Below are 24,855 nucleotides of genomic sequence, written 5' to 3'. Positions count from 1 at the left end.
TGGTAACAGAACGAACGTACCACCGGAAACACAGCGGTAGCAAGGAGTCGTTATCGTTGATCCATGCCCGATGCCCCCGTGCCCCGCGCCGACGTCCGCGACCGGATCGTGACCGCCGCCGCGGAACTCCTGCGCCGGGACGGAGCGGCCGGTGTCACGACCCGGGCGGTGTCGGACCGCGCGCACGTGCAACCGCCGACGATCTACCGCCTGTTCGGCGACAAGGACGGCCTGCTCGACGCCGTCGCGGAACACGCGATGACCGAGTTCGGTCGGACGAAGGCCGATGCCGTCCACGCAGCCGCCGAGCACGAGGTCGACCCCGTCGCCGACCTCCGCACGGGTTGGGACCTGACGATCGGCTTCGGGCTCGACAACCCCGACCTCTTCGTCATCATGAGCGACCCGCGACGGGGCAACGGGTCACCGGCCGTCGCCGCGGGGCTCCGCCTGCTCGAGGACCGTCTTCGCCGCGTCGCAGCGGCCGGGAGGCTCGCGGTCCGCGAGCGCGACGCCGTCCGGCTCCTGCACGCGGCCGGCACGGGCGCCGTGCTCACCCTCCTCGAGGAGCCCGAGGGCGAGCGGGACCCCGCCCTCGCCGACGCCGCGTTCGCGGCCGTCATGACGCAGATCTGCACGCCCGACCCGAGCGGGGCGGCGCCGGACGGGCCGTCCGCGACCCGGACGGCCGCGCTCACCCTCCGGTCGGTCGCGCCGGACCTCACGGCCCTGTCCCCGGCCGAACGGTCGGTCCTCGCCGAGTGGCTGGACCGCGTCGTCGACCACGAGGGCGAGCCCGGCCACCGTGGCCGACGCGGAGAGCAGGGCGGATCCGGCCACGACGAGGACTGAGCACCTCCCGGTCTACTCGGGTGGGGCCTCCCGTCAGTCGACGGACCCGTCCGGGTAGGGCGCGCTCTCCCCGACCAGGATCCGGTGCCCGACGGTCACGGCACGCCCCTCGCCCGGCCGACCGGCGATGCGCTCCTGCAACCGGTCGAGTGCCGCCTCGGCGAGCGCGACGGTGTCCGGCGCGACCGAGGTCAGACTCGGCACCAGGCTCGCGGCGAGGCCGATGGCGTCCCACCCGACGACGGCGACGTCGCGCGGCGCCTCGAGCCCGCGCAACCGCATCGCACGGAGGGCGCCGACCGCGGCGAGGTCGTCCCGGCAGAGCAGCCCGTCGATCGAGAGGCCGTGGTCGAGCGCGCGTCCGAAGGCCTGCTCGGCCCCGCGGGCGTCGCCGACTTCGCGCGGCACGCACAGCGACGGGTCGAACGGCAGGCCGGCAGCGGCCAGGCCGTCGCGGTACCCCTCCATGCGGAAGGCCGAGGTGCGGGACTGCTCGCCCACCTCGTGCCCGAGGAACCCGATGCGGCGTCGCCCGAGTGCGGCGAGGTGCGCGACGGCCTCGGACGCGGCCAGGACGTTGTCGATGGCCACGAGGTCGCCGCCCGGGGGTCGGACGTCCTCGCCCAAGAACACGACGGCGGTGTCCCCGCGCGCCCGGTCGATCTCGACCGGTGTGAGGACCTGGGGGTGGATGACGACGCCGTCGACGACGCCCGCCTCACGCCCACGGACGGCGGAGAGCTCGCCGCCCGGCGCTCCGGCGGTCTCCTCGAGCAGGAGCTGGTACCCGCGGTCGGCGCACACGCGGGAGAACACGTGCGCGAGCTCGGCGAAGTACGGACGGCGGAGGTCGGGGAAGGCGAACGCGAGCATGTTCGTCCGTCCGGTGGCGAGGCTCCGCCCGGAGACGTTCGGCCGGTACCCGAGCTCGTCGACGGACCGCTGCACGCGCTCCCGCATGGCGTCGCTGACGTGCCGGTACCCGCGGACCACGTTGGACACGGTCTTCATCGAGACGCCGGCGTGCTCCGCGACGTCCTGCAGCGTGACCTGGCCCACGCGCTCACCGTACCGTTGACGCTGCGTTTACAGCGCTGTAAATTGCTCGACCATGAGCACCGTCGCTTCCCCGGTCCCCGTCGACGTCACCGACCTCCCCCTCGCGAGTCGTCAGGACGGCCGGTACCCCCGACCGCAGATGCTCCGCCGCGACTGGACGGACCTCAGCGGCACCTGGTCCTTCCGGTACGACGACGACGACTCCGGAGCGGACTCGGGATGGGCCACGGGCCTCCCGGCCCCCCGCGCGATCACGGTGCCGTTCCCGCCAGAGTCCCCGGCGTCCGGGATCGGCGACCCGGGGTTCCACCCCGTGGTCTGGTACGCGCGGACGATCGGCCGCGCCGAACTCGAGGCAGCCGGCCACGGCACCGCACGCCCCCGCCTGGTGCTGCACTTCGGCGCCGTCGACCACCGCGCGCAGGTGTGGATCGACGGCCGGTTCGTCGGCGAGCACGAGGGCGGGCACACGCCGTTCTCGTTCGACGTCACCGCGCTGCTGACCGACGGCGCCGACGGCGTGACCGACCACCTGCTCGTCGTCCGCGCCGAGGACGACCCCGCCGACGTCACCCTCCCCCGCGGCAAGCAGGACTGGCACGAGGACGCGCACGCCATCTGGTACCGCCGCACCACCGGCATCTGGCAGCCGGTCTGGCTGGAGGCCGTGCCGCGCACCGCGATCAGCTCCCTCCGGTGGTCGCCGGCGGGGCCCACGGCGACCGCGTTGACAGTCCGGTTCCGGGGCCGCGTGCCGGCCGGATCGCGGCTGCGGGTCGCCCTGCGGTTCGACGAACGGGACGAGGACCTCGGGACCACCGACTGGGACGCCACCGCGAGCCGGCCGACCCTCGACGTGACGGTGCCGGTCGCACGGCAGCGCAACGGCCAGGCCGAGGACGAGCTGACCTGGTCGCCCGAGCACCCACGCCTGGTCGACGCCGTGCTCACCCTCGTGGACCAGGACGGCCACGTGCTCGACGCGGTGTCGAGCTACCTCGGCATGCGGAGCGTCGGCGTCGGCGGTGGCCGGTTCCTGCTCAACCGTGCGCCGTACCCGGTGCGCAGCGTGCTCGACCAGGCGTTCTGGCCGGAGTCGCACCTGGCCGCACCGCACCCGCTCGCCCACCGCCAGGAGGTCGAACTCATCAAGGCCCTGGGGTTCAACGCCGCACGGATGCACCAGAAGATCGAGGACCCGCGGTTCCTGCACTGGGCGGACCGCCTCGGCCTCATGGTGTGGGGCGAGGCACCGGCCGCGTACGAGTTCTCCCCCACCGCCGTCCGCCGTCTCACCGCGGAGTGGACCGCGGCCGTGGAACGGGACGCCTCGCACCCGTCCATCGTCACCTGGGTCCCGTTCAACGAGTCGTGGGGCATCCAGCACGTCGTGTCCGACCCGGCGCAGCAGGCGTACTCCCGCGCCCTCGTCGACCTGACGCGCGCGCTCGACCCATCCCGCCCCGTGATCGGGAACGACGGCTGGGAGCAGCAGGACACCGACATCGTGACGATCCACGACTACGAGGGCGACGGTGCGGTGCTGGCGCGCACCTACGCGGACGACGCAGCCCGCACCCGTGCCCTCGAAGGACTCGCCCCGTCCGGCCACCCACAGTTCGTCGGCGGGGCCGTGGACCAGGGGCAGCCGGTGATGCTCACCGAGTTCGGCGGGGTGCGCCACCAGTCGGGCGGGCGCCGGGAGGAGGGCTGGGGCTACACGACCGCCACCGACGGCGACGACTGGGTCGAGCGCATCACCGCGCTGCACGACGCCGTCCGCGCCAGCACCTTCCTCGCCGGCTCGTGCTGGACGCAGCTGACGGACACGATGCAGGAGGCGAACGGGCTGCTGAACGCCGACCGGTCACCGAAGGTCCCCGTCGAGCAGATCCGCCGGGCCGTCACCGGGCAGTGACCCCGTCGGGGTGCACCTCCGACCCACTCCGGTGATGTGTAGAGTGTTGCGCCGCGAGGAGGGTGGCGGTGCGAGCAACGAGCGGGACCGGACGAGCGGCGTTCGCCGACGAGTCGAAGGCGCGCGACTACCTGCTCGCAGCGACGCTCCTCGAACCCGGGGACGTCGGAGCAGCCCGGAACCTGGTCCGGTCGCTCGTCCTGCCGGGGCAGCACCGCCTCCACATGGCGAAGGAGAGCGACGGGCGTCGTCGCATGATCCTGGACGCAATCGCGAGCATCCCGTCCTCGACGACCATCCACCGCGCTCCGAAGGACGGCCGGTCCGAGGTCGACCGTCGAGCGGCGTGCCTCCGAGCACTGGTGATCGACCTCACGCGATCCGGCTGTTCAGGGCTGTGTCTGGAGCGTGACGAGACCCTGGAGCGCCGGGATCGCCGACAGATCATCGATACCTTGCACCAGCAGGGAGCGCAGCTGCGGCACCGGCACGCCACCGCTCGCGAGGAGCCCCTCCTCGCCCTGCCCGATGCGCTCGCCTCGGCATGGGCGAAGGGCGGGGACTGGAGGCGCCGGGTGACCCACCTGGTCGACTGCCGGACCGTCGCGCGGTGACGCCCGGGAAGACGCGAGACCCGAGCGCCACAACCGTCCGGATGGGTCTCGGGTCCACTTCTCGGAGCTCAACGCAACGAGCACACCCATGCTACCAGGCGGGACATGTCACACGCCAGCGGCCCTGCCGCCCCACCCCGCCGCCTCACCCCGTTAGGTCCTTCGCGAGCATGAGCTCCGCGGACCGCACGGACGCCGTCTCCGCGGGCGTGAGCTCCCGCCCCTGGACCTCGGCGTCCCGGATCGCGATGAGCAGGTCGTAGGTGCGCACCTGGAGACCGCCTCGCCGTCTGCGTGCGCGCAGGTCGAGGCGGCGGGCGATGCGGGCGAGACGGATGCGGTGTCCGCGGAGCCGGGCCTCCCGGGCCCATCGCCGGACGGTCATCGACGCCATCGCGGCGACCATGAGCACGATCCCCAGGTAGAACGGCGGGTCGAACGCGGTCCGGAGGACGTCGCGGAGCAGCACCGGCCCGAGCACGAAGTGGTCGGCCGTCAGGGACGCGATCTCCTCGACGCTCGCGATCGCGACGAGGGACAGCCCCACCCGGAACACGACGAGCGCCCCGCGGCTGCCGAGCACTCCGCGGGCGAGGGTGGTGGCGGTGATCGCGGCGACACACGCCATGTAGATGCACGCGTACAGCCAGGTGGCGGTCTGGTCGATCTCGTCCACGATGAAGGTGAAGACGGTGTCCCCGCGGTCCCGGATGAACAGGAACGGCACCGTGAAGGACACGAGCATCGCCACCAGGGCGAGCGGGTGCGCCAGTGCCGGACGCCGGTCGACGTCACGCACGCTGCCGCGGAACAGCAACCAGAACGCCGTCGTCGCGCAGAGGTTCTGCACGAGGTTCACGACGTTGGTGCCGCCGAGCAGCGCGTCCAGGTCCCGCTGCGGGACGACCGCGCCGAGCGTCAGCAACCCGAGCGCGCCCACCCCGGTGGCCGCCCAGCTCGCTCGCCCGTGCGGGTTCCGTCCGATCGAGGGCGCGCGGATCGCGAAGCTCGCCGCGGCACACCAGAACGCCAGGGCGTGCAGGACCCCCACTAGCCGTAGGTCCGCTCGTCCGCCCCCACGGTGCCGGACAGGAGGACCGTGGCCAGTTCGTACGCGAAGGTCTCGGCGAACTCCTCGTCGTCACCCTGCAGGGACGAACCCGCGGGTGCGGGGAGCGTGTGCTGGACGTCGTCGACCGAGCGGTGGCAGACGGTGCCGCCGGCGGACCACGCGGCGAAGTCGAGCTGGGTCCGCGGGACCGGCACGCCGGTGTCCCCGCGCACGAGGTGGCCGAGTTCGTGCAGGACGCAGTGCATCCGGTAGAGCGGCGTCGACCCCGGCGGCAGCAGCACGAGCGCCGCGTCGGGCGACTGGGACACGAGCGCGGTCAGGGCGCCCCAGCTCGGGCCGCGGACGTCCACGACGCGGATCGGCTTGCCGATCCGTGCGGCGACGGCGTCGACCACGTGACGGAGGCGGGGCGCGTTCGGGAGCACCGCGACGACGTCGCGGATCGCCCCGGCACTGACAGCGTCCACACCGCAAGCCTAGGGCGTGGGTGCGGGTCCGATCCGGGAGGCACGACCCCTCTCCGAGGGACGCTCACGTCGGGCCGGGGTCGGGTCAGGTCGGTGTGCGGCCGGCCGGCTCAGGCGCCGGTCGCCTCGTAGTGCCGCGCACCGCCGGTGACCCCGGCGAAGCGGAACGGCCCCGCGGTGACGCGCGGACGCTCGACGTCGTCGCTCGTCGCGGCACCGGCGGCGTGCAGCTCCCGGTACGCCTCGACGGACAGCGGGACCCGTGCCGCGAGCAGCTCGGCGACGCGTCCGGTCCGGCGGTGGTCGCGGTACTCCGGCCGGACGACGCCGGTCATGAGCTCACCGACGCTGCCGGAGCCGTAGCTGAACATGCCGATGCGGGCGCCGGCCAGGTCGTCGTCCAGGTCGAGCAGCGCGCCGAGGGCGATCCAGAGCGACGCCGTGTACGTGTTGCCGGTCTGACGGTTGTACGTGAACCCGACGGCGAGCTCGGTCTCCTCGAACGGGACGTCGACGTGCTGTGCGAGCTTCCGGTGCGCCTTGATCGCCATCTTCGTGAACGGCTGGTGGTGCACGAAGCGGTCGATCGCCTCGATGCCGGGGCCACCGCGCGCGGCGAGGTCGTCCCAGGCCCCGATGAAGGCGTCGACGTACGCGGTGACCGACAGCCGCCCGTCCACCAGCGCGGTGGAGCGGTCGTTCGGGCGCCAGAAGTCGTCGACGTCGGCGGTGAACAGACCGGACTGCGGCTCGAGCTCGACCAGGTCCGGGTCGGCGGCGATGAGCATCGCGACCGCGCCGGCGCCCTGCGTGGGCTCCGCGGCCGTCTCGACGTCGTAGCGGGCGACGTCGGCGGCGATCACGAGCACGCGTTCACCCGGGTCCCGCGCGATGATGCCGAGGGCCATCTGCACCGCGGCGGTCCCGCCGTAGCAGGCCTGCTTCAGCTCGACGACACGGACGTTGGTCGGCAGACCGAGCAGCCCGTGCACGAACACCCCGGCGGCCTTGGACTGGTCGATGCCGGACTCGGTCGCGAAGAGCACCGTGCGGATGCCCTCCACGCCGTGACGGTCGAGGACCTCCTTCGCGGCGGCGGCGCCCATGGTGACGATGTCCTCGTCGGGGGCGGGCACGCTGAAGGCGTCCTGACCGATGCCGACGTGGTACTTCGCCGGGTCGACGCCCGTGGTGGCAGCGAGGTCGTCGAGGTCGAGCACGTGGTGGCCGGTGGCGATCGCGAGGTCGTGGATGCCCACGGTGAGCGGCTGTTGCGTGGTCATGCCGACGCTCCTTCCGGTCGGTGGCCGCGTCGCTCCATGGCGACGTGTGCGGCCATGAGCTCGCCCGGGTTCGTCTGGGCGGCGAGCAGTGAGAGTTCACCGCAGAGCACGGTGGCGGCGCAGAGCGCGGCGAGGCGTCGGGCGTTGGCGCCGGGCTCGCGGTCCTCCCGGCAGCCGAGTCGCACGAGGGCGTCCTCGACGACGGGCAGGTCGTTGCCCTTGCCGTTGCCGACCGTGCCGACGATGAGGTGCGGGAGCGAGCACGAGAAGTACAGGTCGTCGCCTCGGGCCTGGGCGAGCGTGATGCCCTGGGAGCCCTCGACGATGTTCGCCGCGTCCTGCCCGGTGGCGAGGTAGAACCCGAGCAGCATGTTCGCGTAGTGCGCGTTCGCGGAGCGCAGTGCCCCGGCGATCGTCGACCCGACCAGGTTCTTCGCCGTGTTGAGCTCGACGATCCGTTCGGTGGAGGACCGCAGGCGCTTCTCGACGACCTCGCCCGGGATGACGATCTCGGCGATGGTGTTCCGGCCGCGGCCCCGGATGCCGTTCACCGCGGTGGCCTTCTTGTCCGAGCAGAAGTTGCCCGAGATCGACACGTACCGCAGCTCGGGCTCCCAGGCCAGGATCGCCGGCAGGAGCGTGTCCGCGGCCTGCGTGACCATGTTGTGACCGGAGGCGTCGCCCGTGGTGAAGGCGAAACGCAGGAAGAGCAGGTCACCGACGATCTCCGGGTGCACCTCGATGAGCTTCGCGAAGCGGCTCTGCCCGGTGACGATGGTCTCGAGGTCGCCCTGGCGGGCGAGGATCCGTCCGGCGGCCATGTGCGCGGCGGCGGCACTGGAGGCGCGGACGACCACCGAGCGGGTCATCCGCTCGTCGACGACGGTCGAGACGATGCCGCCCTCGACCATGCGCGAGATCCGTGCGCCGCGTCCGACGGACGGCCAGAGCGGGGACTCGTACGTCGCGAGGGGCACCTCGTGCTCGCCCTCGACGGCGTTGCCGCTGACGCGGATCGGTCCGACCCACTTCGTGGGGATCGGGGTCTGCAGGTCGGTCATCGCGTGGTCCCTTCCTCGGGTTGCACCGCGACGCTGAGGTGCCTGATGTCGTGTGCCTCCCAGGTGCGGAGGATGTCGGCGGGGTCGCTGTCGGCGGGGACGAGCGCGATCCCGCAGTCGCCGCCACCGGCCCCGGACGGCTTCGCGGCGCCACCGGCTGCCTCGACGACGTCGCAGAGCGTCGCGAGGCGCGGCGTCTCGATCTGCGAGCCGACGGACGTCCCGAGGTCCTGCAGCAGGCCGCGGGCGCGCCGGAGTGCGCCGAGCGTGCGCTCGGCGTCCCCGGTCCGGAGGCCCGTGGTCAGGTCGTCGACGCAGGCGCGGCTGGCGTCGAGGAACGCCGCGTAGTCACCGTCGCGGTGTCGACGCACGACGCCGACGAGCTTCGTCGTGGACGCCGGTGACCCGGTCCAGCCGACGAGGAGCCGCAGGTCGGTCGGGGCGGGCAGGTGCTCGACGTCGAAACCGGTCCAGGCGTCGTCGTCGTCGAGGATCGACGAGACTGTCCGCTCGTCGAGCAGGCCGGCCAGGACCTCGCGGTCGGGCGCGCTGTAGCGGAGCCATCCGCCGAAGGTGCTCGCCGCGAGGTCGCCGCCGGAGGCGCGGGGTGCCACGCGGATTGTCGCGAGCAGCGCCACCATGAAGCGTCGGCGCTGCGACAGGCCGAGGCCGTAGAAGCGGTCGAGGGCGCCGACGGTCGCGACGGTCACCGCGGCCGACGAGCCGAGCCCGAACTTCCGGCCGCTGGCGTCGTCGAGCTGGCTCGCGATGCGCAGGTCGTGGAACCGCGGCGCGATCCCGAGCTCGGCGCGGAGCTTCTCGACGAGGTCGATCGTCGCCATGACGTAGTCGTAGGGGTGGTGCTCGCGGTCCAGTGCGAGGCCGTCCTCGGCACGGGTCCACGTCAGCGGGAGGTTGCCGTACTCCTCGGAGTGCACGCTGCCGGCCTCGTGCCCCTCGGAGACGCGGGCGGTGATCGCACGGTCGAGGGCGATCAGCACGGACGGCTGACCCGGCTCGACGACGGCGTACTCGCCCGCCACGAACAGCTTGCCGTGGGCTCGGAACTCGGTCACGCGGTGGTCTCCTCTGCTCGGGGGTGGTCCCCCGGGCGTTCGGAGCCGACCAGGTGAGCGGCTGGTCCGGTGCCGGACTCGATGACCGCGCCGAACCCGTCCAGGGACGCGGCCACGCGGGCACGGTCCCCCGGCCGGCAGAGCACGACGACGTTCGGGCCGGCGTCGGCGGTGGCGTAGGCCTCGAGGCCGTCGGCCCGCAGCGCGGCGACGGCGTCGAAGACCGCGACGCTGCGGCTGTTCAGGTAGCGGATCGGGGGGAAGGCGCCCTCGATGGTGGCGTGCATGCGGAGCGCGTTGCTCTCGGTCAGCTCGCCGATGCGGGTGAAGTCGCCGGCCGCGCACGCGGCGAGCATGTCCTGGACGGTCTCGGTCGTGGAGGTCACCCAGGCCGGGTAGAACGGCGACGTCGCGATCGTCCGGCGCATGGCCTCGCGCGAGCCGATCTCCTTCGGGCCGTCGTCGATCGTCACGACCACCATCGCCATCGGCGGCGCGGGGATCGTCTCGGCGAAGGACCCCTCGTCGTCGCCCGCGTGCCAGACCGCGACCCCGCCGGGGATCGACCGCGTGGCCGAGCCCGAACCGCGGCGGGCGAGCCGGGAGAGGTCCCGCGACGACAGGTCGAGGCCGTACGCGCTCGCGGCGGCGACGGCGAGGGCGGCGAAGCCCGATGCGCTCGAGGCCAGTCCGGCGCCCGTGGGCACGGTGTTCTCCGAGACGACGGCGGCGCGGGCGTCCGAGCCGGACAGGTCACGGACGAGGTCGAGGAAGCGCTCGACCCGCACCAGCGCACCGTCGTCGACGACGCGACCGTTCAGGGTCAACGTGTCACGCGCCTCCCGGTCGGCGTCGAGCGTGACGGAGGTCGTGGTGGGGAAGACGTCGAGGCCCATCGAGACGCTGCCCGTGGCGGGCAGCGCGAGGTCGGCGTCCGCCTTGCCCCAGTACTTCACGAGCGCGATGTTGGGGTGCGCGACGGCGGTTGCGGTCATCAGGCACGGGCTCCGATCGAGGTGGTCCAGGTGGCGGCGGCGCCCGCGTCGCGCAGTGCGGTCACGATGCGGGTGGCGTGCTCGTCGTCGGCGGCGAGGGCCAGGACGCATCCGCCCCGTCCCCCGCCGGTGAGCTTCGCGCCGAGGGCGTCCGCGCTGCGTGCGGCGCCGACGAGCCGATCGAGGTCCCCGCTCGACACGTCGAGGGTGGTGAGCAGTTCGTGCGCGGCGTCCATGGTGGCACCGAGGGCCTGGGCGTCGCCGTCGACGAGCGTCCCCCGCGCTGCCCGGGCGAGGTCCCCGATGCGCTGCACGACGGCGTCGACCACCTCGGGGGCGCGGTCGTGGCGTTCCCGGACGGCCGCGACGGCCTCGCGCGTGTGTCCGGGGACACCGGTGTCGGCGACGACGAAGACGAAGCGCCCGGTGAGTTGCACCGGCTCGATGACGTCGTGCTCGAACCAGACGGGCTCGTCGGCGACGACCCCCCGGGCGTCGAGTCCGGACGGGCGCCCGTGGGCGACGCGCTCGCACGCCTGGATGAGGTCGTGGTGGGTGGCGCGGTCGAGCACGACCCCCAGGGCGTCGGCGACCGCGGCGGTCACGGCCGCGGCGACGGCGGCGCTCGACCCCATCCCGCGGGCGGTGGGCACCTGGCTGTCGACCCGGACGTGGAACGCGGTGTCCACGGCGTGCGGGTACCCGAGGTCGGCGAGGTGGCGGAGCGTCGCGGTGACGGCGGTCGTCGTGGGCAGCACGGCGGCCGGCGCGAGGCCGAACGGCCCCGTGTGGACGGAGGATTCCAGCACGTGCTCCGCCCCGGACGAGTGCGTCGCCGGCAGGGGCGTCGCGGTGGCCGTCACGCGGACGTCGGTCACCGGCAGCACGAGCGCGGGTGCGCCGTAGACCACGGCGTGCTCGCCGATCAGGATCGTCTTGCCGTGGGACACCGATGAGCCGACTCGCGGGATCGCTGTGGTCGTCGTCGGTGCGGTGGCGGGGTGGTTGCTGGTCATCGTCGGTCCGGCCAGCCTAACCGGACCCGACGACGGACGTCCGTCCGGTGCGCTCTCGGCGGACGGATGCCGTGTGTCGGCTGGACGTCGTCCCGATCAGGTTGTGCACAACCCGGTCGCGTGCAACAGTGACGTCATGCCGGTGACCGACGAGATGGTGTGCTTCTCCCTCTACGCAGCGACCCGGGCGACGACCCAGGCGTACCGCGCGCTGCTCGAGCCGTGGGGCCTGACCTACCCGCAGTACCTCGTGCTCGTGACGCTGTGGGTCGAGGGCGACCAGACCGTGTCGAGCCTCGGCGACCACCTGCAGCTCGACTCCGGGACCCTCTCGCCGCTCCTCAAGCGCATGGAGCAGGGCGACCTCGTCCGTCGCGAGCGCCGCAGTGACGACGAGCGCGTGGTCACCGTGACGACCGGCGAGCGCGGCCGGTCCCTCCGCGCCGAACTCGCGCACGTCCCCGCCCGCGTCGCCGCCGGCACCGGGCTGCCCGACGAGCAGTCCGCCGCCGACCTCATCGCGACGCTGCAGCGCCTCACCGAGACGATGCACCGCGCGGCGGCCACCGCGGCCCCGCTGACCCGCTGACCTCGGTCCCCACTGACCTCGGTCCCCACTGACCAGACAGACCCCACGAAGGAAGGAAGGACACCACATGGACGTCCTCTACACCGCAGAAGCCCTGTCCACCGGCGAAGGCCGCAACGGCAAGGTCCAGACCAGCGACGGCTCGTTCGAGCTGGACATGGCGATCCCGAAGGAGATGGGCGGCTCCGGCGCCGGCACGAACCCCGAGCAGCTCTTCGCCGCCGGCTACGCCGCGTGCTTCCACTCCGCACTGCAGGGCGTCGCCCGCGCGCAGAAGGTCAAGGTCACCGACTCGTCCGTCGGCGGCCGCGTCCAGATCGGCCCGAACGGCCAGGGCGGATACCAGCTCGCCGTCGTGCTCGAGGTCGTCATCCCGGACATGGAGCACGACCAGGCCCAGGCCCTCGCGGACGCCGCCCACCAGGTGTGCCCGTACTCGAACGCGACGCGCGGCAACATCGACGTCACGATCACGGTCTCGGAGGACTGAACCGTGGCAGACCAGACCATGCGCGCCGTCGTCCACCCGGAGTTCGGCGAGCCCGCCGACGTCCTGACCGTCGAGCGGCGCCCCGTCCCCACCCCGGGCGCCGGCCAGGTGCTCGTCCGGACCGTGCTCTCCCCGATCCACAACCACGACCTGTGGACGATCCGCGGCACGTACGGCTTCAAGCCGGAGCTGCCCGCGCCGTCCGGCACCGAGGCGCTCGGCGTCGTCGAGGCCCTCGGCGAGGGCGTCACGCACCTGTCCGTCGGCCAGCGCGTGGCCGGTGGCACCTTCGGCGTCTGGGCGGAGTACTACGTCGCCGACGCCGCCGGGCTGATCCCCGTGCCGGACGCGATGCCCGACGAGTCCGCCGCCCAGCTCGTGTCGATGCCGTTCAGCGCGATCAGCCTGCTGCACTCGCTCGACCTGCACGAGGGCGACTGGCTCATCCAGAACGCCGCGAACGGCGCGGTCGGCCGCATGGTCGCCCAGCTCGGTGCCGCCCGCGGCATCAACGTCATCGGCCTCGTCCGCCGTGCCGAGGGCGTCGAGGAGATGCGCGCCCAGGGCATCGAGCGGATCGTCGCGACCGACACCGAGGACTGGCAGGACCAGGTCTCGGCCATCACCGGCGGCGCCCCGATCCGCGCCGGCGTCGAGTCGGTCGGCGGGAAGGCCGCGGGCGACATCGCGTCCGTGCTCGGTGACGAGGCGACCCTCGTCGTCTTCGGCGCGATGGCCTCCCCCACGCTCGAGATCCCGTCCGGCAAGGTCATCTTCGGCCAGCTCACCGTGAAGGGCTTCTGGGGCAGTGTGGTCAGCCGGACCATGCCCGCGGAGACGAAGCAGGAGCTGTTCGGCGAGCTCATCAGCCGCGTACTCGACGGGTCGCTGACGCTCCCCGTGTCCGAGACCTTCGCGTTCGAGGACGCCCGCGACGCCGCCCGTGCGAGCGACACCGCCGGCCGCGTCGGCAAGGTGCTCCTGCGCCCGTAGCCCGACCGGAGACACACGGGAGGCCCGTCACCAGCCGGTGACGGGCCTCCCGTGTGTCCGCCGTCGCGTCGGTCAGCGGCGCCCCGCCGCGTCGACGGTGAAGAGGCTGCCCGAGGCGACGCCCTCCTCGACCTGCTCGAGGGTGCGGCCGCGCGTCTCGGGCACGAACCGCCAGATGAACAGCAGCGCCAGGATCCCGACGACCCCGAAGCCGAAGAACGTGCCGGTGATGCCCGTCGCCGCGACGACGGACGGGAACCACAGCCCGACGAGCGCGGTCGCGATCCAGAGGCAGAACACCGCGATGCCCATGCCGAGGGCCCGGATCTGCGTCGGGAACACCTCCGACAGCACGACCCACACCGCGATGTTGAGGAACGTCTGCATCGAGCCGACGAACGCGACGACGAGGACCAGGATCACCCACGGTCGCGCCGGGTTGCCCGCCGGCAGGGCGACCGAGGCGGTGCCGATGAGGAAGTGGCACACCGTCGTCAGGGAGAAGCCGAGCAGCAGCGTCGTCCGCCGGTCGATCCGCTCCATGTTCGCGATCGCGATGACGCCACCGACCACCGCGATGACCCCCGGGGCGATGGTCGCGATGAGCGCGGCTGATGCCTTGAACCCGGACTCGATGAGGACGGACTGGCCGTAGTACATGATCGAGTTGATCCCGGTGAGCTGCTGCGCGACCCCGAGTCCGGCGCCGACCAGCACGATCCGGACGAGCCACTTGTTCCGGAGCAGGACGGTCCACCCGCTCTCCCGCTGCTCCTGCGCCTCGTGCTCGTGCGCGCGGCGGATGTCCGCGAGTTCGGCCTCGGCACGGTCCGCCGACCGCACCTGCCGCAGGACGGCGAGCGCCGCGTCGTCACGGCCGTGCGTCGCGAGCCACCGGGGCGACTCCGGCACGCGGAGCATCCCGACGAACAGGGCGACGGCGGGGAGTGCGCAGACGGCGAGCATGATCCGCCAGACCCCGTCGCCCTCACCCCAGAGGCTGGCGATGACGGCGTTCACGACGAACGCGGCGAGCTGCCCGATGACGATCATGAGCTCGTTGCGACCGGACAGCGACCCGCGGATCTCGTACGGAGCGAGCTCGGCGAGGAACACCGGCACGACCGTCGAGGCACCGCCCACCGCGAGGCCGAGCAGCACGCGGCCGACGACGATCACGCCGAACGACGGGGCGGCGACGCACACGAGCGTCCCGACGAAGAACAGCACCGACAGGAGGATGATGGTCCGCCGTCGACCCCAGGCGTCGGCGACCCGTCCCCCGAACACCGCGCCGACTGCCGCGCCGAAGGCCAGCGAACTCGTGACGACACCCACCGTGACGTCCGTCAGGCCGAGCTCCTGCCGCATCGGCAGGAGCGCGCCGTTCACCACCCCGGTGTCGTACCCGAAGAGCAGACCGCCGAAGGTCGCGACGAGCGCCAGCAGCCCGAGGCGGCGGCGGTGCGGTCCGGTGCCCACCGGGGGGAGCCCGGCCTCGTGTGCTGTGGATCGGGTGTCGACCATGCGGTGTGTCCTTCGTCCGTGATCGCGAGCGGGGGTCCGGCAGGGACCGGCGCGGCCCACCGTCCCGGGACGGCTCCCGGCGGGCCACCTGTGATCTTCCCACCGCCGCGCAGGTCCGACGCGCAGGAGCCGGGCCGACCGTGGTGCCGGTAGGCTCCCGGCGCGAGGGACCAGGCACGACGGGACGGGGGGACCATGCGTCGCGGGTACGCAGGACAGGGACACGCAGGACAGGGGCACGCCGGACCGGGGCACGCCGGACAGGGGCACGCCGGACCGGGGCACGGCCGAGGCAGGCCCGGCCGACTGCTCGGAGCGGTCGCGCTCGCCACGGTCGTCGTCACGACCGCAGCGGGGTGCGCGTTCCTCCGCGGGCCGGACGAGCTGCCGGCGCCGAGCCGCAGCGCCACCGCCGACGGGACGGGCAAGGCCCCCGACCCGAGCGCCAGCGCCGAGGCCCGCCGCATCGCCGAGTTCGCGTCACCACGGACCCCGACCGCCGTCCCCACCGAGGCCGCGGCGCCGGAGCCCACGGTCTCCCCGATCCCGGTCGGCACCGTCGTCAGCGAGGCGGACGTCGTCACGCCGAAGGGCAGCGTGCGGTTCCACTACCGCGTGGTCGTCGCCGACAACGGCTACCCGACCGTGCAGTGGTCGGGGTTCACCTCGACGCTGCCGGTCCCCGTCGGTGCGACCTTCCTCGAGACGCCGCCCTCGGTCGGCGACGGCCTCTCCTGGCACGGCGTCGGGGACACCGTGCTCGGGGGCGGCTCCCCCGCGGTCCCGACCCCGGCCAGGACCGACATGGACCCCGGACGGGTGGACCCGTCGTGGCTCGGCACGCTCGTCGTCTACTCGGCGGCCGAGTCCGCGGCCCCCGACCTGCCGGTCGAACTCGGGCCGGACAAGGTGCTCGCGGTCACACCGGTCAACTGGTCGGTACCGGCGCGGACGACGAACGTGCACCCCGTCGACGGTGGGGCACGCCCGAACGCCACCGGGATCACGAGCAGCGAGGGGTCCCCGGACGGGTCACCCGTTGCCTACCGGATCGCGTCGGAGGACCTCATCGGCGCCGTCGCAGCCCGGCTCGGCATCACGGTGAAGGACCTGGTCTGGTTGAACCCGGACGTCACCGTGTACGGCGACCAGCAGTACCTGTACGAGGACACCGTGCTGAACCTCGACCCGTTCCGGCGGTAGTCCGAGCCCGGGCGGGGCCGCGTCCGGGTCAGGCGTGCTCGGCCCCGCCGTCGTCGTCCCGAGCGACGGGTCCGGCGTCGAGCACGTCCCCGAGCGCGGACATCCCCGCCCCGTGGTCCGTGTAGCGGCGCACGGTCCGTCGTGCGGCGGCCCGTGCGGCCCCGGCGAGCCGCTCGTTGCGGCGCGCGGCGTCCGCCACCCGGCCTGCGTGCCCGGCGGTCGAGAGCAGCACGTTCGCGAATGCGCGGGCGTCCCCCTGCTCGGGGATGCCCGTCACCGTCCAGGCGCTCCGGACCTGGGCGTCCGGGGTCATGCCGCGGCGGGTGCCCATGCGGCGCCAGTCGGACAGCGCGCCCTCGGTCCGGTCGGCCGCGCGGTCCGACTCCGCCGCCCGTTCGGCGTCCGCCGACCGGCGACGCTCGGGTGCCGGGGCCGCCGACGCCGCTTCGGCGCGCTCGCGGGCACCGCGGTCGTCGCCGCCGGCGGCGGCGATGCGGGCGGCGTGGGCCGCTGCTGCGGCCGCGAGGATCTCGGAACGGTCCATGCGACGACGGTACCGTGCACGACCGACGTGGGTCGGGCCTCCCGGCCGTCCGGACGACGGGAGCGGCAGGCGCGCGGACCGGAGGACCGACGTGCGGGTGACCGCGAGCGGCGGTGCGCGCACCGGGGGGGCGCACCGCCGCCGGGTCAGGTCGTGCGGGCGGCCTCCGTGGTCAACCAGACCGCGGCGTCGGCAGCGAGGATCCCGTCCACGAACGCGCCCGGCACCGACTCGACCAGGACCTCCCCGCCGGACACGCCCTCCCCGGCCGGCAGCCGCACCGGCTCGGAGCCGAGGTTGCCGACGACGGTGACCCGGCCGTTCGACCACGCCAGCACGCTGCCGGTACCGGTCTCGTGCCAGCGCAGGGTCCCGGCGCCGAGGGCCGTCCGCCGTCGGACGTCGAGCGCCCGGCGGTACATCGCCAGGGTGGAGGTCTCGTCGTCCTCCTGCTCGGCGACGGCGTACGCGCCGAAGTCGACCGGCTGCGGCAGCCATGTGTCCGCGGCGGACGAGAAGCCGAAGGACGGCCCGTCGGAGGTCCACGGGATCGGCACTCGGCACCCGTCGCGGCCGCGGATCCGGTGGCCGGAGCGCTCCCACACGGGGTCCTGGCGGACCGCGTCGGGAAGCGTGGTGACCTCGGGCAGGCCGAGTTCCTCACCCTGGTACAGGTAGGCGGAGCCCGGCAGGCCGAGCATGAGCAGCGTCGCGGCCCGGGCACGGCGGAGACCGGTGGCACGATCCGGCTGCGGGTCGTCCACGCCCACACCGGCCTCGAGCTCGACCGGTCCGTCGTAGCCGAAGCGGCTCGCGTGCCGCATCACGTCGTGGTTCGAGAGCACCCACGTGGTCGGCGCACCGACGGCGTCGTTCGCGGCGATGCTCGTGTCGACGTTCGCCCGGATCGCCGCCGCGTCCCACGGGAGCGACAGGTACGCGAAGTTGAACGCCTGGTGCATCTCGTCGGACCGGACGATGCGGGCCGCCCGCTCCGGTGGGAGCCACGCCTCGGCGCAGAGGATGCGCTGGCCCTCGTACTCGTCCAGGATCCGTCGCCACTCGCGGAAGACGGCGTGGATGCCCTCCTGGTCCCACATCGGCGGCATCACGCCGTCGACCGGCTCCACGACGCCGTGGGTCGCGTGCGGCCAGTCCGGCAGGCCCGGGGCCTTCACGATCGCGTCACACACGTCGACCCGGAACCCGTCCACCCCGCGGTCCAGCCAGAACCGTAGCGTCGTCTCGAACTCCCGGTGCACCCGGGGGTCGTCCCAGTTCCAGTCCGGCTGCTCGGGCGCGAAGAGGTGCAGGTACCACTGGCCGAGGGTGCCGTCCGCCTCGGTGACGCGGGTCCAGGCCGGGCCCTCGAACATCGACTGCCAGTCGTTCGGCGGCAGGTCGCCGTGTTCGCCGCGTCCGTCGCGGAAGTGGAACATCCCACGCTCCGGGCTGCCCGGCGCGGCGGCGAGCGCGGCACGGAAGAGCACGTGCTGGTCCGAGCAGTGGTTCGGGACGAGGTCGGCGATGACCCGCAGCCCCAGGTCGTGCGCCCGTGCGAGCAGGGCGTCCGCGTCGGTGAGCGTGCCGTACAGCGGGTCGACGTCCCGGTAGTCGGCCACGTCGTAGCCACCGTCGGCCTGCGGGGACGGGTAGAACGGCGAGAGCCACACGGCGTCGGCACCGAGCGCCGCGACGTGGTCGAGCCGCGCCGTGATCCCGGCCAGGTCACCGGTCCCGTCACCGTCGAGGTCGGCGAAGGACCGCGGGTAGACCTGGTAGATGACGGCGGTGCGCCACCAGTCGGGCGCGGTGTCGGTCACAGCAGCGTCGGTCTCGTCGGCGTGGGTCACGTCGGGGGTGGTCATGCGGTCGGCACCTTCCGGTCGTAGAGCTCGGGGCGGCGGTCCCCGATCCAGTCGTTGTGCGGGCTCGTGGACTTGTCGCGGGCGAGGGCCGGGAAGACGTCGACGGTGATGGCGGTCGCGCCGGCCCCGGGCTCGGTCTCGGCGGCGACCCAGCCGAACTGGTCGACGATCACGCTCGCCTCGTTCCAGTCCTGGCCCCGTTCCGTGCCCGCGCGGTCGCAGCACGCGATGAACACGCCGTTGGTCCGCGCGGTTGCCTGCGCGGCGATCACCTCGGCGACACGGTCGCGCTCCGGGTGGTCCCCGACCGGCCAGTTCGTCGGGACGGCGATGAGGTCCGCGCCCGCGAGCGCGAGCATGCGGGGCATCTCCGGGAACTCCATGTCGTAGCAGACGAGCACGCCGATGCGGCCGTGCGCGGTGTCGACGACGGGAGGCGCGGCGTCGCCCGGCGTGAACACGAGGGTCTCGCGGTCCCACAAGTGCGTCTTCCGGTAGACGGTCCGGACACCGGTCCGGTCCACGACCGCGACGCTGTTGCGCAGGACGCGGCCGTCCCGCTCGCAGAAGCCCACCACGACGACGGTGTCCGTCCCCGTCAGCGCGCCGGCGACCCGGGCGAAGAGCGGGTCGTCCGCCGTGACCGCGAGCGCCGCTGCCTCGTCAGCGTCCCGGAAGACGTACCCGGTCGTGGCGAGCTCCGGCAGGACGAGGACGTCGACCCGGTCCTCGACGGCCCGCTCCACCGCGGCGAGGACGCTCCTGCCGTTGCCCTCGAGGTCACCGAGCACCGGCGCGAGCTGGTCGCACCGGACCCGGGCCACGCCGGCCCCGCCGGCCGTCACTTGACCGCGCCTTCCGTCAGCCCGGTGATGAGCCGACGCTGGAGCAGGACGTAGGCGACGACGATCGGCAGGGCGACGAGCACGGCTGCCGCGGCGGTGACGTCGGGCTGGGCGCCACGCTGCGCGCCGGAGAAGAACGACAGCGACAGCGGCGCCGTCTGGACGGCCTCGTTCTGCGGCACGAGCACGAGCGCGAGCAGGAACTCGTTCCACGTGAACAGGAAGAGGATCGTCGCGAGCGTCGCCACGGCCGGAAGCGCGACCGGGGTCAGCACGCTGCGGAGGATCCGGAAGCGGGAGGCGCCGTCGATGCGCGCCGCCTCGAGCAGCTCACCCGGGACGGAGGCGAAGAACGACCGCATCCAGAACACCCCGAGCGGCACCGACAGACCGATCTGCGGCAGGATGAGCGCCCAGTACGTGTCCACGAGACCCCACCCGGCGAGCATCTGGTACAGCGGCAGCACGGTGACCTCGTACGGCAGGACGAGCCCGACGAGCAGGAGGCCGAGGAGCAACCGGCCCCCGGGCACCCGCATGTGTGCGAGGGCGTAGCCGGCCAGGCAGGCGACCGTCGCGGTCACGACGACGACCGTGATCGCGACGACGGCGCTCGAGACGAGGGCGGACGCGAACCCGCCCTGCGTCCAGGCGTCGACGTAGTTGTCGAACCCGACGCCGCCGTCGTCCCCGCTCAGCGAGGTGACGATCACCGACGCGAGGGGGAACACCGCGACGAGCGCGGCGACGACGAGCACCGCGTGGGTGACGAGGGTCTCGCTGCGTGCGACCTTCACGACGCCGCTCCCTTCCGCTCGCGGAGGGCGAGCTGCACGATGCCGACGACCACCAGGATGAGCACCGTCAGGACCACGGCCAGCGCGGACGCCTGCCCGAGGGCACGGTCCTGGAACGCGTCCTGGTAGACGAAGACGCTCGGCACCGTGGTCGACGTCCCGGGGCCACCGCGCGTGGTGTTCCAGATGAGGTCGAAGTTCCGCAGCGCGAACGTGATGGTCAGGATGAGCGCGATGGAGATCTGCGGGCGCAGGGCCGGCAGTGTGATCGACGTGAACTCCCGGATCGCCCCGGCGCCGTCGAGCCGGGCCGCCTCGTAGAGGGACCGGTCGATCGTCGCGATGCCGGCCAGGAAGAGCACCATGCACAGGCCGTACTCGACCCAGGTCCCGATGAGCCCGATGGACGGCAGGGCGGTGCCGAAGTCACCGAGCCAGCTGCGGGCGAGACCGCCCAGCCCGACCGCCCGGAGGAAGCCGTTGACGGGGCCGTCCTCGGCGAGCAGCCCGCGCCAGGCGACGGCGACGACGACGCTCGACAGGATCTGCGGCAGGAACAGCACCGCCCGGAACACGGTCAGGCCGTGGATGCGGATCCGCGACATCGCGCCCGCGAGCAGCAGCCCGACCAGGACGGGCAGTGCGGCGTAGAAGAACAGCAGCACGACCGAGTGTCCGAGCGCCTGACGGAGGTCGGCGTCCGCGAAGACCGCCGCGTAGTTCGACAACCCGGCCGGGGTGGCGACGCTGATGCCGTCCCAGTCGTAGAACGAGATGCGCACCGACTGGACGATCGGCACCACGACGAACACGACGAAGAACGCCAGGGCCGGGGCGACGTACAGGAGCGAACTCCAGCTGACACGGGTGGCGGCCGGGCGACGCCGACGTGGCGCCGCCCGGTCGGTCCCGCGCTCGACGAGCGTGGCCGCCATGTCAGTCGTGCGCCTTCGCCCAGGTCCGCTGGACCGTGTCGGTGAACTCGGACGGCGTCGTCCGGCCGGCCATCACCTCCTGCAGCGCTCCGCCCATCGCGGTGAGCATGTCCGTGGTGCTCCAGTCGTAGTACCCGACCTGGGTGCCCGCGGCGATGGTGTCCTTCAGCGCGGTCAGGGTCTGCTCCTGGAGCCGGTCCTGCGAGCTGACGCCGTCGGTGACCACCGGCAGGCGGCCGGTGTCGAGGATCCACTGGCCGACCTCGGGGCTGTGCATCATCCCGAGGAACGCGATGGCCGCCTCCTGGTGCTCGGACTTCGTGCTGATGTGCCACGGGGACGCGGTGGCGCCGACACCGCCGGACGTCAGCGGGGCGAACCCGAAGGAGTCCGAGTCGAGCGAGGCGCCGTTCCACGAGCCGCCGACGAAGAACACGCCCTTGCCGTCGGCGAACCGGGCGATCGCGTCCTCGTTGCTCAGCCCGTCGTAGCCGGACCCGAAGTACCCCTTCTCGGCCCAGTCGCGCATGGTCTGGGCGGCTTCCTCGTTGCCCTTGGTCGCGAAGGTCGAACCCGACTTCCCGCCGATCCAGGCGGCGATCGACGACGGGTCCTGCTTCGTCGCGGCGATGTCCGAGAAGACGTGGGTGGCGGCGTACTGGTCGGAGTTGCCGAGCATGATCGGCTGCTCGCCCGCTGCCTTCGCCGTCGCGAGGTCCTGCTCGAGGTCGTCGATCGACGTCGGCGGTTCGAGCCCGAGTTCGTCGAGCTTCCGCTCGTCGTAGTAGATGCCCTGCACCTCGCTGATCACGGACATGCCGTAGAGCGTGCCCGAGCCGAACGCCGTGCCGTCGTCGTTCCAGCGTGCGGGCCCGAGCGTCGAGGCCCCGGTGCCCGTCGACCACCCGTACACGTCCGCCACGTCGTCGAGCGGCCGGACCAGGTCGCCCTTGACGAGCGCCCCGTCGACCGCGTAGCCGATGTTGCCCTGGAAGAGGTCCGGGGCGTTCGCCGAGTTGGCGGCGTTCACGACGGTCGCGATGAGGTCGTCGAAGCTCTTGTACGTGATCCGGACGTCGACGTCCGGGTAGGCCTTCTCGTAGGCCGGGACGAGCTTCTCCATGAGCGGCTTCTCGGCGACGTCGGCCCACATCGTCAGCGTCGTGTCACCGTCGATGTCCGACGCGGCGACCTTCTTCGTGATCTCGGGCTGGTCGACCTGGCCGACGGGCCCTCCGGAGCCGGGGGCCGAGCACCCGGCGAGGGCGACGACGAGGCCGATGACGGGCACCGTGGCGAGGAGACCTCGACGGCGTGCGGCTGGTGTGGTCATGGTCACTTCCGGGTCGTGTGGTCGGGTTCGGGGGTGGTGGAGCGTGTGAGCCGCTCGGTCCGCAGGGTGGCGGTGGCGCGGTGGGCGGACATGCCCTCGCTCGCCGAGATGACGTCGACGGCGTCGGCCAGCTCGGGGGTGGCCTCGCGGGCGATGTGCTGGTAGGTGAGCGGCTTGAGGAACCGGCTCACCGACAGGCCGGCGCTGTGCTTCGCGCCGCCCGCGGTGGGGAGGGTGTGGTTCGTGCCCGCCATGCCCTTGTCGGAGTAGGCAACGGTGCTCCACGTGCCGATGAACAGCGAGCCGTAGTTCGTGAGGCGGTCGTGGTACCAGTCGTCGTCCGCGGTCTGCACCTCGAGGTGTTCCGGAGCGTACTCGTCCATGACCGCTGCGGCGGACTCGCGGTCCCCGACGAGCACGACCGAGCCGTGGTCGCGCCAGGCGGGTCCGCAGATCTCGTTCGTGGACAGGGTCGGCAGCTGCCGCTCGACCTCCGCGATGACCGCCTCGCCGAGCGTGCGGGAGGTGGTGACGAGCGCCGCCGGGGAGTTCGGGCCGTGCTCCGCCTGGCCGAGCAGGTCGGCGGCCACGAGCTCCGGGTCGGCGGTCTCGTCCGCGATCACGGCGACCTCGGACGGCCCGGCCAGCAGGTCGATGGCCACGGCACCGAAGAGCTGGCGCTTCGCCTCGGCGACGAAGGCGTTCCCGGCACCGACGATCATGTCGACCGGTGCCGCGCCGAGCAGACCGAACGCCATGGCGGCGAGCGCCTGGACGCCGCCGACGACGAACAGCCGGTCGACACCGGAGACGTACGCCGCGTACGCCACGGCCGCGTTCACGCCACCGTCCGGCTGCGGCGGGGTGCAGGCCACGACGGTCGGGACGCCCGCGGCCTTCGCGACGCCGACGCTCATGAACGCGCTCGCGGTGAGGGGGAAGCGCCCGGCCGGCAGGTACGCGCCGACACTGCCGACCGGGACGTAGCGCTGTCCCACGGTGAGCCCGGGGACGAGTTCTGCGGAGAAGTCCGCGAGGTGCTCGCGCTGCAGACGCGCGAACTGCTGCGTGCGCGCGGCACCGAGGTCGATGGCCGCACGGAGTTCGGGGGTGAGCCGGTCACCGGTCGCGGCGAGTTCCTCGGCGCTCAGCTCGACGACGTCGGCGTGGTCGAGTTCGCGGGCGTACCGCTGGACGGCCTCGAACCCGTCCCGCTGGATCTCGGCGAGCATCCCGGCGACCCGTTCGGCGACGGCGGGGTCGCGCTGGGCCTCGGGGGCGTCCACGGCCGGGGCCTTGAGGAACGAGAACCGGTCGGCGTTGTCCGCCACGAAACGAGGGCTGAGCTTCATGGAGACGACCCTGCCCGGGCTGATCGGCAAGGACAAGGCCAGATGATCCACGACCACCCATAGGGTTCCCCTGTGACCCTGACCCAGTTGCGTGCCTTCCTCGTCATCACGACGGCGGGCTCGTTCTCCGCTGCCGCCGCCCAGCTCGGCATGGCGCAGCCGTCCGTGTCGGAACTGGTCCGTCGGCTCGAGGAGTCCTACGGGGTGCGGTTGTTCACCCGGGGCAGCCGCCGCCTCGTGCTGACGAGCGCCGGCGAGGCGCTCCTCCCGCACGCGCGCCGGGCGGTCGAGGCGGCCGACGACGCCGACCGGACGCTCCGGGACCTCACGAGCCTCCAGGGCGGTGTCGCCACCTTCGGGCTCCTGCGCAACGCGAACTACTACTTCCTGTCCCGCCTGCTCGAACGGTTCCACTCCCGCTACCCGGACGTCCGGCTCCGCGTGATCGGCCTGAACTCGGTCGAGGTCGCCGATGCCGTCACCGCCGGGGACCTCGAGGCGGGACTCGTCGTCCTGCCGATCGACGCCGACGGTCTCGAGGTGACGCCGCTCCGCCGCGACGACGTCCTCTACGCCTCGGCGGACCCGGCGCGGACCGCGCGGCCGGTGACGATCGAGGACCTGGCGGCCGCGGACCTCATCCTGTACGACGCCCACTACGGGTGGCGTGATCCGACCCGGCGGCAGCTCGCCGAACGGGCGCAGTTCGCCGGGGCCACGCTCACCGCCCGGATCGAGGTCGAACACGTCGACTCGGCGCTCGACCTCGTCGCCCGGGGTGCCGGTGACACGATCGTCTCGCGGGCCGTCGCCGAGGCACCGACCTTCCCGGCCGGGATCCACACCGTGCCGTTCGCGGAGCCGCTGTACGACACGATCGCCCTCGTCCGACGGCGGGACGTCCCGCTCTCCCCCGCGACCCGCGAGATCGCACGGCTCGCGCGCCGGATGCTCCTCGAGCGGTGA

Annotated in this window: 24 protein-coding genes; 8 read left to right on the top strand and 16 right to left on the bottom strand. The window is 73.0% G+C overall.

Features of this window, described 5'->3' with window-relative positions; genetic code table 11:
- Positions 1-63 precede the first annotated feature (63 nt).
- Positions 64-852, top strand: a complete 789-nt coding sequence (locus tag DEJ16_RS14305) for a TetR/AcrR family transcriptional regulator (RefSeq protein ID WP_110825934.1) — start codon at positions 64-66, stop codon at positions 850-852.
- Positions 853-885: 33 nt separating this feature from the next.
- On the opposite strand, the gene DEJ16_RS14300 is transcribed toward DEJ16_RS14305, so the two are convergent.
- A complete protein-coding gene (locus DEJ16_RS14300; protein ID WP_110825933.1) occupies positions 886-1,911 on the bottom strand; it encodes a LacI family DNA-binding transcriptional regulator in 1,026 nt (341 codons plus the stop codon).
- A gap of 52 nt (positions 1,912-1,963) precedes the next feature.
- Here DEJ16_RS14300 and DEJ16_RS14295 point away from each other — a divergent pair, with 52 nt between their 5' ends.
- Together DEJ16_RS14295 and DEJ16_RS14290 are read left to right on the top strand one after the other, a co-directional pair.
- Entirely contained in the window at positions 1,964-3,829 is a 1,866-nt protein-coding gene (locus tag DEJ16_RS14295; protein WP_110825932.1) for a sugar-binding domain-containing protein, read from the top strand.
- Positions 3,830-3,897: 68 nt separating this feature from the next.
- The gene (locus DEJ16_RS14290) at positions 3,898-4,443 is read left to right on the top strand and encodes a hypothetical protein (protein WP_146232900.1); all 546 of its coding nucleotides are present in this window, start codon (positions 3,898-3,900) and stop codon (positions 4,441-4,443) included.
- A gap of 145 nt (positions 4,444-4,588) precedes the next feature.
- Here DEJ16_RS14290 and DEJ16_RS14285 read toward each other — a convergent pair whose 3' ends face one another.
- The 7 genes from DEJ16_RS14285 to mvk all read right to left on the bottom strand — a co-directional run bounded on the left by DEJ16_RS14285 (position 4,589) and on the right by mvk (position 11,413).
- A complete protein-coding gene (locus DEJ16_RS14285) occupies positions 4,589-5,494 on the bottom strand; it encodes a hypothetical protein (protein WP_110825930.1) in 906 nt (301 codons plus the stop codon).
- Entirely contained in the window at positions 5,494-5,982 is a 489-nt protein-coding gene (locus tag DEJ16_RS14280) for a hypothetical protein (protein WP_110825929.1), read from the bottom strand. Before DEJ16_RS14280 ends, DEJ16_RS14285 begins: the two co-directional genes overlap by 1 nt.
- Positions 5,983-6,092: 110 nt before the next feature.
- A complete protein-coding gene (locus DEJ16_RS14275) occupies positions 6,093-7,265 on the bottom strand; it encodes a hydroxymethylglutaryl-CoA synthase (RefSeq protein WP_110825928.1) in 1,173 nt (390 codons plus the stop codon).
- Positions 7,262-8,326 (bottom strand): hydroxymethylglutaryl-CoA reductase, encoded by a 1,065-nt coding sequence (locus DEJ16_RS14270; RefSeq protein WP_110825927.1) that lies wholly within the window; start codon positions 8,324-8,326, stop codon positions 7,262-7,264. Before DEJ16_RS14270 ends, DEJ16_RS14275 begins: the two co-directional genes overlap by 4 nt.
- Positions 8,323-9,402, bottom strand: a complete 1,080-nt coding sequence (locus tag DEJ16_RS14265; RefSeq protein ID WP_110825926.1) for a phosphomevalonate kinase — start codon at positions 9,400-9,402, stop codon at positions 8,323-8,325. The genes DEJ16_RS14270 and DEJ16_RS14265 overlap by 4 nt, the downstream gene beginning before the upstream one ends.
- Complete coding sequence (mvaD, locus tag DEJ16_RS14260) at positions 9,399-10,397, bottom strand: diphosphomevalonate decarboxylase (RefSeq protein ID WP_110825925.1); 999 nt, start codon at positions 10,395-10,397, stop codon at positions 9,399-9,401. The genes DEJ16_RS14265 and mvaD overlap by 4 nt, the downstream gene beginning before the upstream one ends.
- A complete protein-coding gene (gene mvk / locus DEJ16_RS14255; protein WP_110825924.1) occupies positions 10,397-11,413 on the bottom strand; it encodes a mevalonate kinase in 1,017 nt (338 codons plus the stop codon). The genes mvaD and mvk overlap by 1 nt, the downstream gene beginning before the upstream one ends.
- A gap of 136 nt (positions 11,414-11,549) precedes the next feature.
- Here mvk and DEJ16_RS14250 point away from each other — a divergent pair, with 136 nt between their 5' ends.
- From DEJ16_RS14250 to DEJ16_RS14240, 3 genes are all read left to right on the top strand, one after another.
- A complete protein-coding gene (locus DEJ16_RS14250; protein WP_181419616.1) occupies positions 11,550-12,002 on the top strand; it encodes a MarR family winged helix-turn-helix transcriptional regulator in 453 nt (150 codons plus the stop codon).
- Between the two features lie 67 nt (positions 12,003-12,069).
- A complete protein-coding gene (locus tag DEJ16_RS14245) occupies positions 12,070-12,492 on the top strand; it encodes an organic hydroperoxide resistance protein (protein ID WP_110825923.1) in 423 nt (140 codons plus the stop codon).
- 18 nt (positions 12,493-12,510) lie between these two features.
- Positions 12,511-13,485 (top strand): zinc-binding dehydrogenase, encoded by a 975-nt coding sequence (locus DEJ16_RS14240; RefSeq protein ID WP_110826041.1) that lies wholly within the window; start codon positions 12,511-12,513, stop codon positions 13,483-13,485.
- 72 nt (positions 13,486-13,557) lie between these two features.
- On the opposite strand, the gene DEJ16_RS14235 is transcribed toward DEJ16_RS14240, so the two are convergent.
- Entirely contained in the window at positions 13,558-15,012 is a 1,455-nt protein-coding gene (locus DEJ16_RS14235) for a sugar porter family MFS transporter (RefSeq protein WP_110825922.1), read from the bottom strand.
- Positions 15,013-15,207: 195 nt separating this feature from the next.
- On the opposite strand from DEJ16_RS14235, the gene DEJ16_RS14230 reads away from it, so the two are divergent.
- Positions 15,208-16,215 (top strand): LysM domain-containing protein, encoded by a 1,008-nt coding sequence (locus DEJ16_RS14230; protein WP_110825921.1) that lies wholly within the window; start codon positions 15,208-15,210, stop codon positions 16,213-16,215.
- A gap of 28 nt (positions 16,216-16,243) precedes the next feature.
- Here the strand turns inward: DEJ16_RS14230 and DEJ16_RS14225 are convergent, their stop codons facing one another.
- From DEJ16_RS14225 to hisD, 7 genes are all read right to left on the bottom strand, one after another.
- Complete coding sequence (locus tag DEJ16_RS14225; protein WP_146232899.1) at positions 16,244-16,759, bottom strand: hypothetical protein; 516 nt, start codon at positions 16,757-16,759, stop codon at positions 16,244-16,246.
- A 146-nt stretch (positions 16,760-16,905) separates the two neighbouring features.
- Positions 16,906-18,627, bottom strand: coding sequence for a glycoside hydrolase family 13 protein (locus tag DEJ16_RS14220; RefSeq protein ID WP_110825919.1), 1,722 nt, complete (start codon positions 18,625-18,627; stop codon positions 16,906-16,908).
- Positions 18,624-19,472, bottom strand: coding sequence for a nitrilase-related carbon-nitrogen hydrolase (locus DEJ16_RS14215; protein ID WP_220032721.1), 849 nt, complete (start codon positions 19,470-19,472; stop codon positions 18,624-18,626). The genes DEJ16_RS14220 and DEJ16_RS14215 overlap by 4 nt, the downstream gene beginning before the upstream one ends.
- A complete protein-coding gene (locus DEJ16_RS14210) occupies positions 19,469-20,269 on the bottom strand; it encodes a carbohydrate ABC transporter permease (protein ID WP_110825918.1) in 801 nt (266 codons plus the stop codon). The genes DEJ16_RS14215 and DEJ16_RS14210 overlap by 4 nt, the downstream gene beginning before the upstream one ends.
- Positions 20,266-21,204 carry a carbohydrate ABC transporter permease gene (locus DEJ16_RS14205; RefSeq protein ID WP_110825917.1) on the bottom strand — a complete coding sequence of 313 codons (939 nt, stop codon included), beginning with the start codon at positions 21,202-21,204 and terminating at the stop codon, positions 20,266-20,268. The genes DEJ16_RS14210 and DEJ16_RS14205 overlap by 4 nt, the downstream gene beginning before the upstream one ends.
- 1 nt (position 21,205) lies before the next feature.
- On the bottom strand, positions 21,206-22,537 hold the full coding sequence (locus DEJ16_RS14200; RefSeq protein ID WP_110825916.1) for an ABC transporter substrate-binding protein: 1,332 nt from the start codon (positions 22,535-22,537) through the stop codon (positions 21,206-21,208).
- Between the two features lie 2 nt (positions 22,538-22,539).
- Positions 22,540-23,889, bottom strand: coding sequence for a histidinol dehydrogenase (gene hisD / locus DEJ16_RS14195; RefSeq protein ID WP_110825915.1), 1,350 nt, complete (start codon positions 23,887-23,889; stop codon positions 22,540-22,542).
- Between the two features lie 72 nt (positions 23,890-23,961).
- Here hisD and DEJ16_RS14190 point away from each other — a divergent pair, with 72 nt between their 5' ends.
- On the top strand, positions 23,962-24,855 hold the full coding sequence (locus DEJ16_RS14190) for a LysR family transcriptional regulator (protein WP_110825914.1): 894 nt from the start codon (positions 23,962-23,964) through the stop codon (positions 24,853-24,855).

This window comes from Curtobacterium sp. MCJR17_055, assembly GCF_003224335.1.
GTDB lineage: Bacteria > Actinomycetota > Actinomycetes > Actinomycetales > Microbacteriaceae > Curtobacterium.
Note: the sequence above shows the minus strand (reverse complement) of the source record. Positions and strands in the feature narration are given on the sequence as shown.

Bases quoted from the DNA above. Each gene is read 5' to 3' on its own strand.
- DEJ16_RS14305 (WP_110825934.1), top strand. From the start codon at position 64: ATGCCCGATGCCCCCGTGCCCCGCGCCGACGTCCGCGACCGGATCGTG.
- DEJ16_RS14295 (WP_110825932.1), top strand. From the start codon at position 1,964: ATGAGCACCGTCGCTTCCCCGGTCCCCGTCGACGTCACCGACCTCCCC.
- DEJ16_RS14275 (WP_110825928.1), bottom strand. From the start codon at position 7,265: ATGACCACGCAACAGCCGCTCACCGTGGGCATCCACGACCTCGCGATC.
- DEJ16_RS14270 (WP_110825927.1), bottom strand. From the start codon at position 8,326: ATGACCGACCTGCAGACCCCGATCCCCACGAAGTGGGTCGGACCGATC.
- mvaD (WP_110825925.1), bottom strand. From the start codon at position 10,397: ATGACCGCAACCGCCGTCGCGCACCCCAACATCGCGCTCGTGAAGTAC.
- mvk (WP_110825924.1), bottom strand. From the start codon at position 11,413: ATGACCAGCAACCACCCCGCCACCGCACCGACGACGACCACAGCGATC.
- DEJ16_RS14250 (WP_181419616.1), top strand. From the start codon at position 11,550: ATGCCGGTGACCGACGAGATGGTGTGCTTCTCCCTCTACGCAGCGACC.
- DEJ16_RS14245 (WP_110825923.1), top strand. From the start codon at position 12,070: ATGGACGTCCTCTACACCGCAGAAGCCCTGTCCACCGGCGAAGGCCGC.
- DEJ16_RS14240 (WP_110826041.1), top strand. From the start codon at position 12,511: ATGCGCGCCGTCGTCCACCCGGAGTTCGGCGAGCCCGCCGACGTCCTG.
- DEJ16_RS14235 (WP_110825922.1), bottom strand. From the start codon at position 15,012: ATGGTCGACACCCGATCCACAGCACACGAGGCCGGGCTCCCCCCGGTG.
- DEJ16_RS14230 (WP_110825921.1), top strand. From the start codon at position 15,208: ATGCGTCGCGGGTACGCAGGACAGGGACACGCAGGACAGGGGCACGCC.
- DEJ16_RS14225 (WP_146232899.1), bottom strand. From the start codon at position 16,759: ATGGACCGTTCCGAGATCCTCGCGGCCGCAGCAGCGGCCCACGCCGCC.
- DEJ16_RS14220 (WP_110825919.1), bottom strand. From the start codon at position 18,627: ATGACCACCCCCGACGTGACCCACGCCGACGAGACCGACGCTGCTGTG.
- DEJ16_RS14205 (WP_110825917.1), bottom strand. From the start codon at position 21,204: ATGGCGGCCACGCTCGTCGAGCGCGGGACCGACCGGGCGGCGCCACGT.
- DEJ16_RS14200 (WP_110825916.1), bottom strand. From the start codon at position 22,537: ATGACCACACCAGCCGCACGCCGTCGAGGTCTCCTCGCCACGGTGCCC.
- hisD (WP_110825915.1), bottom strand. From the start codon at position 23,889: ATGAAGCTCAGCCCTCGTTTCGTGGCGGACAACGCCGACCGGTTCTCG.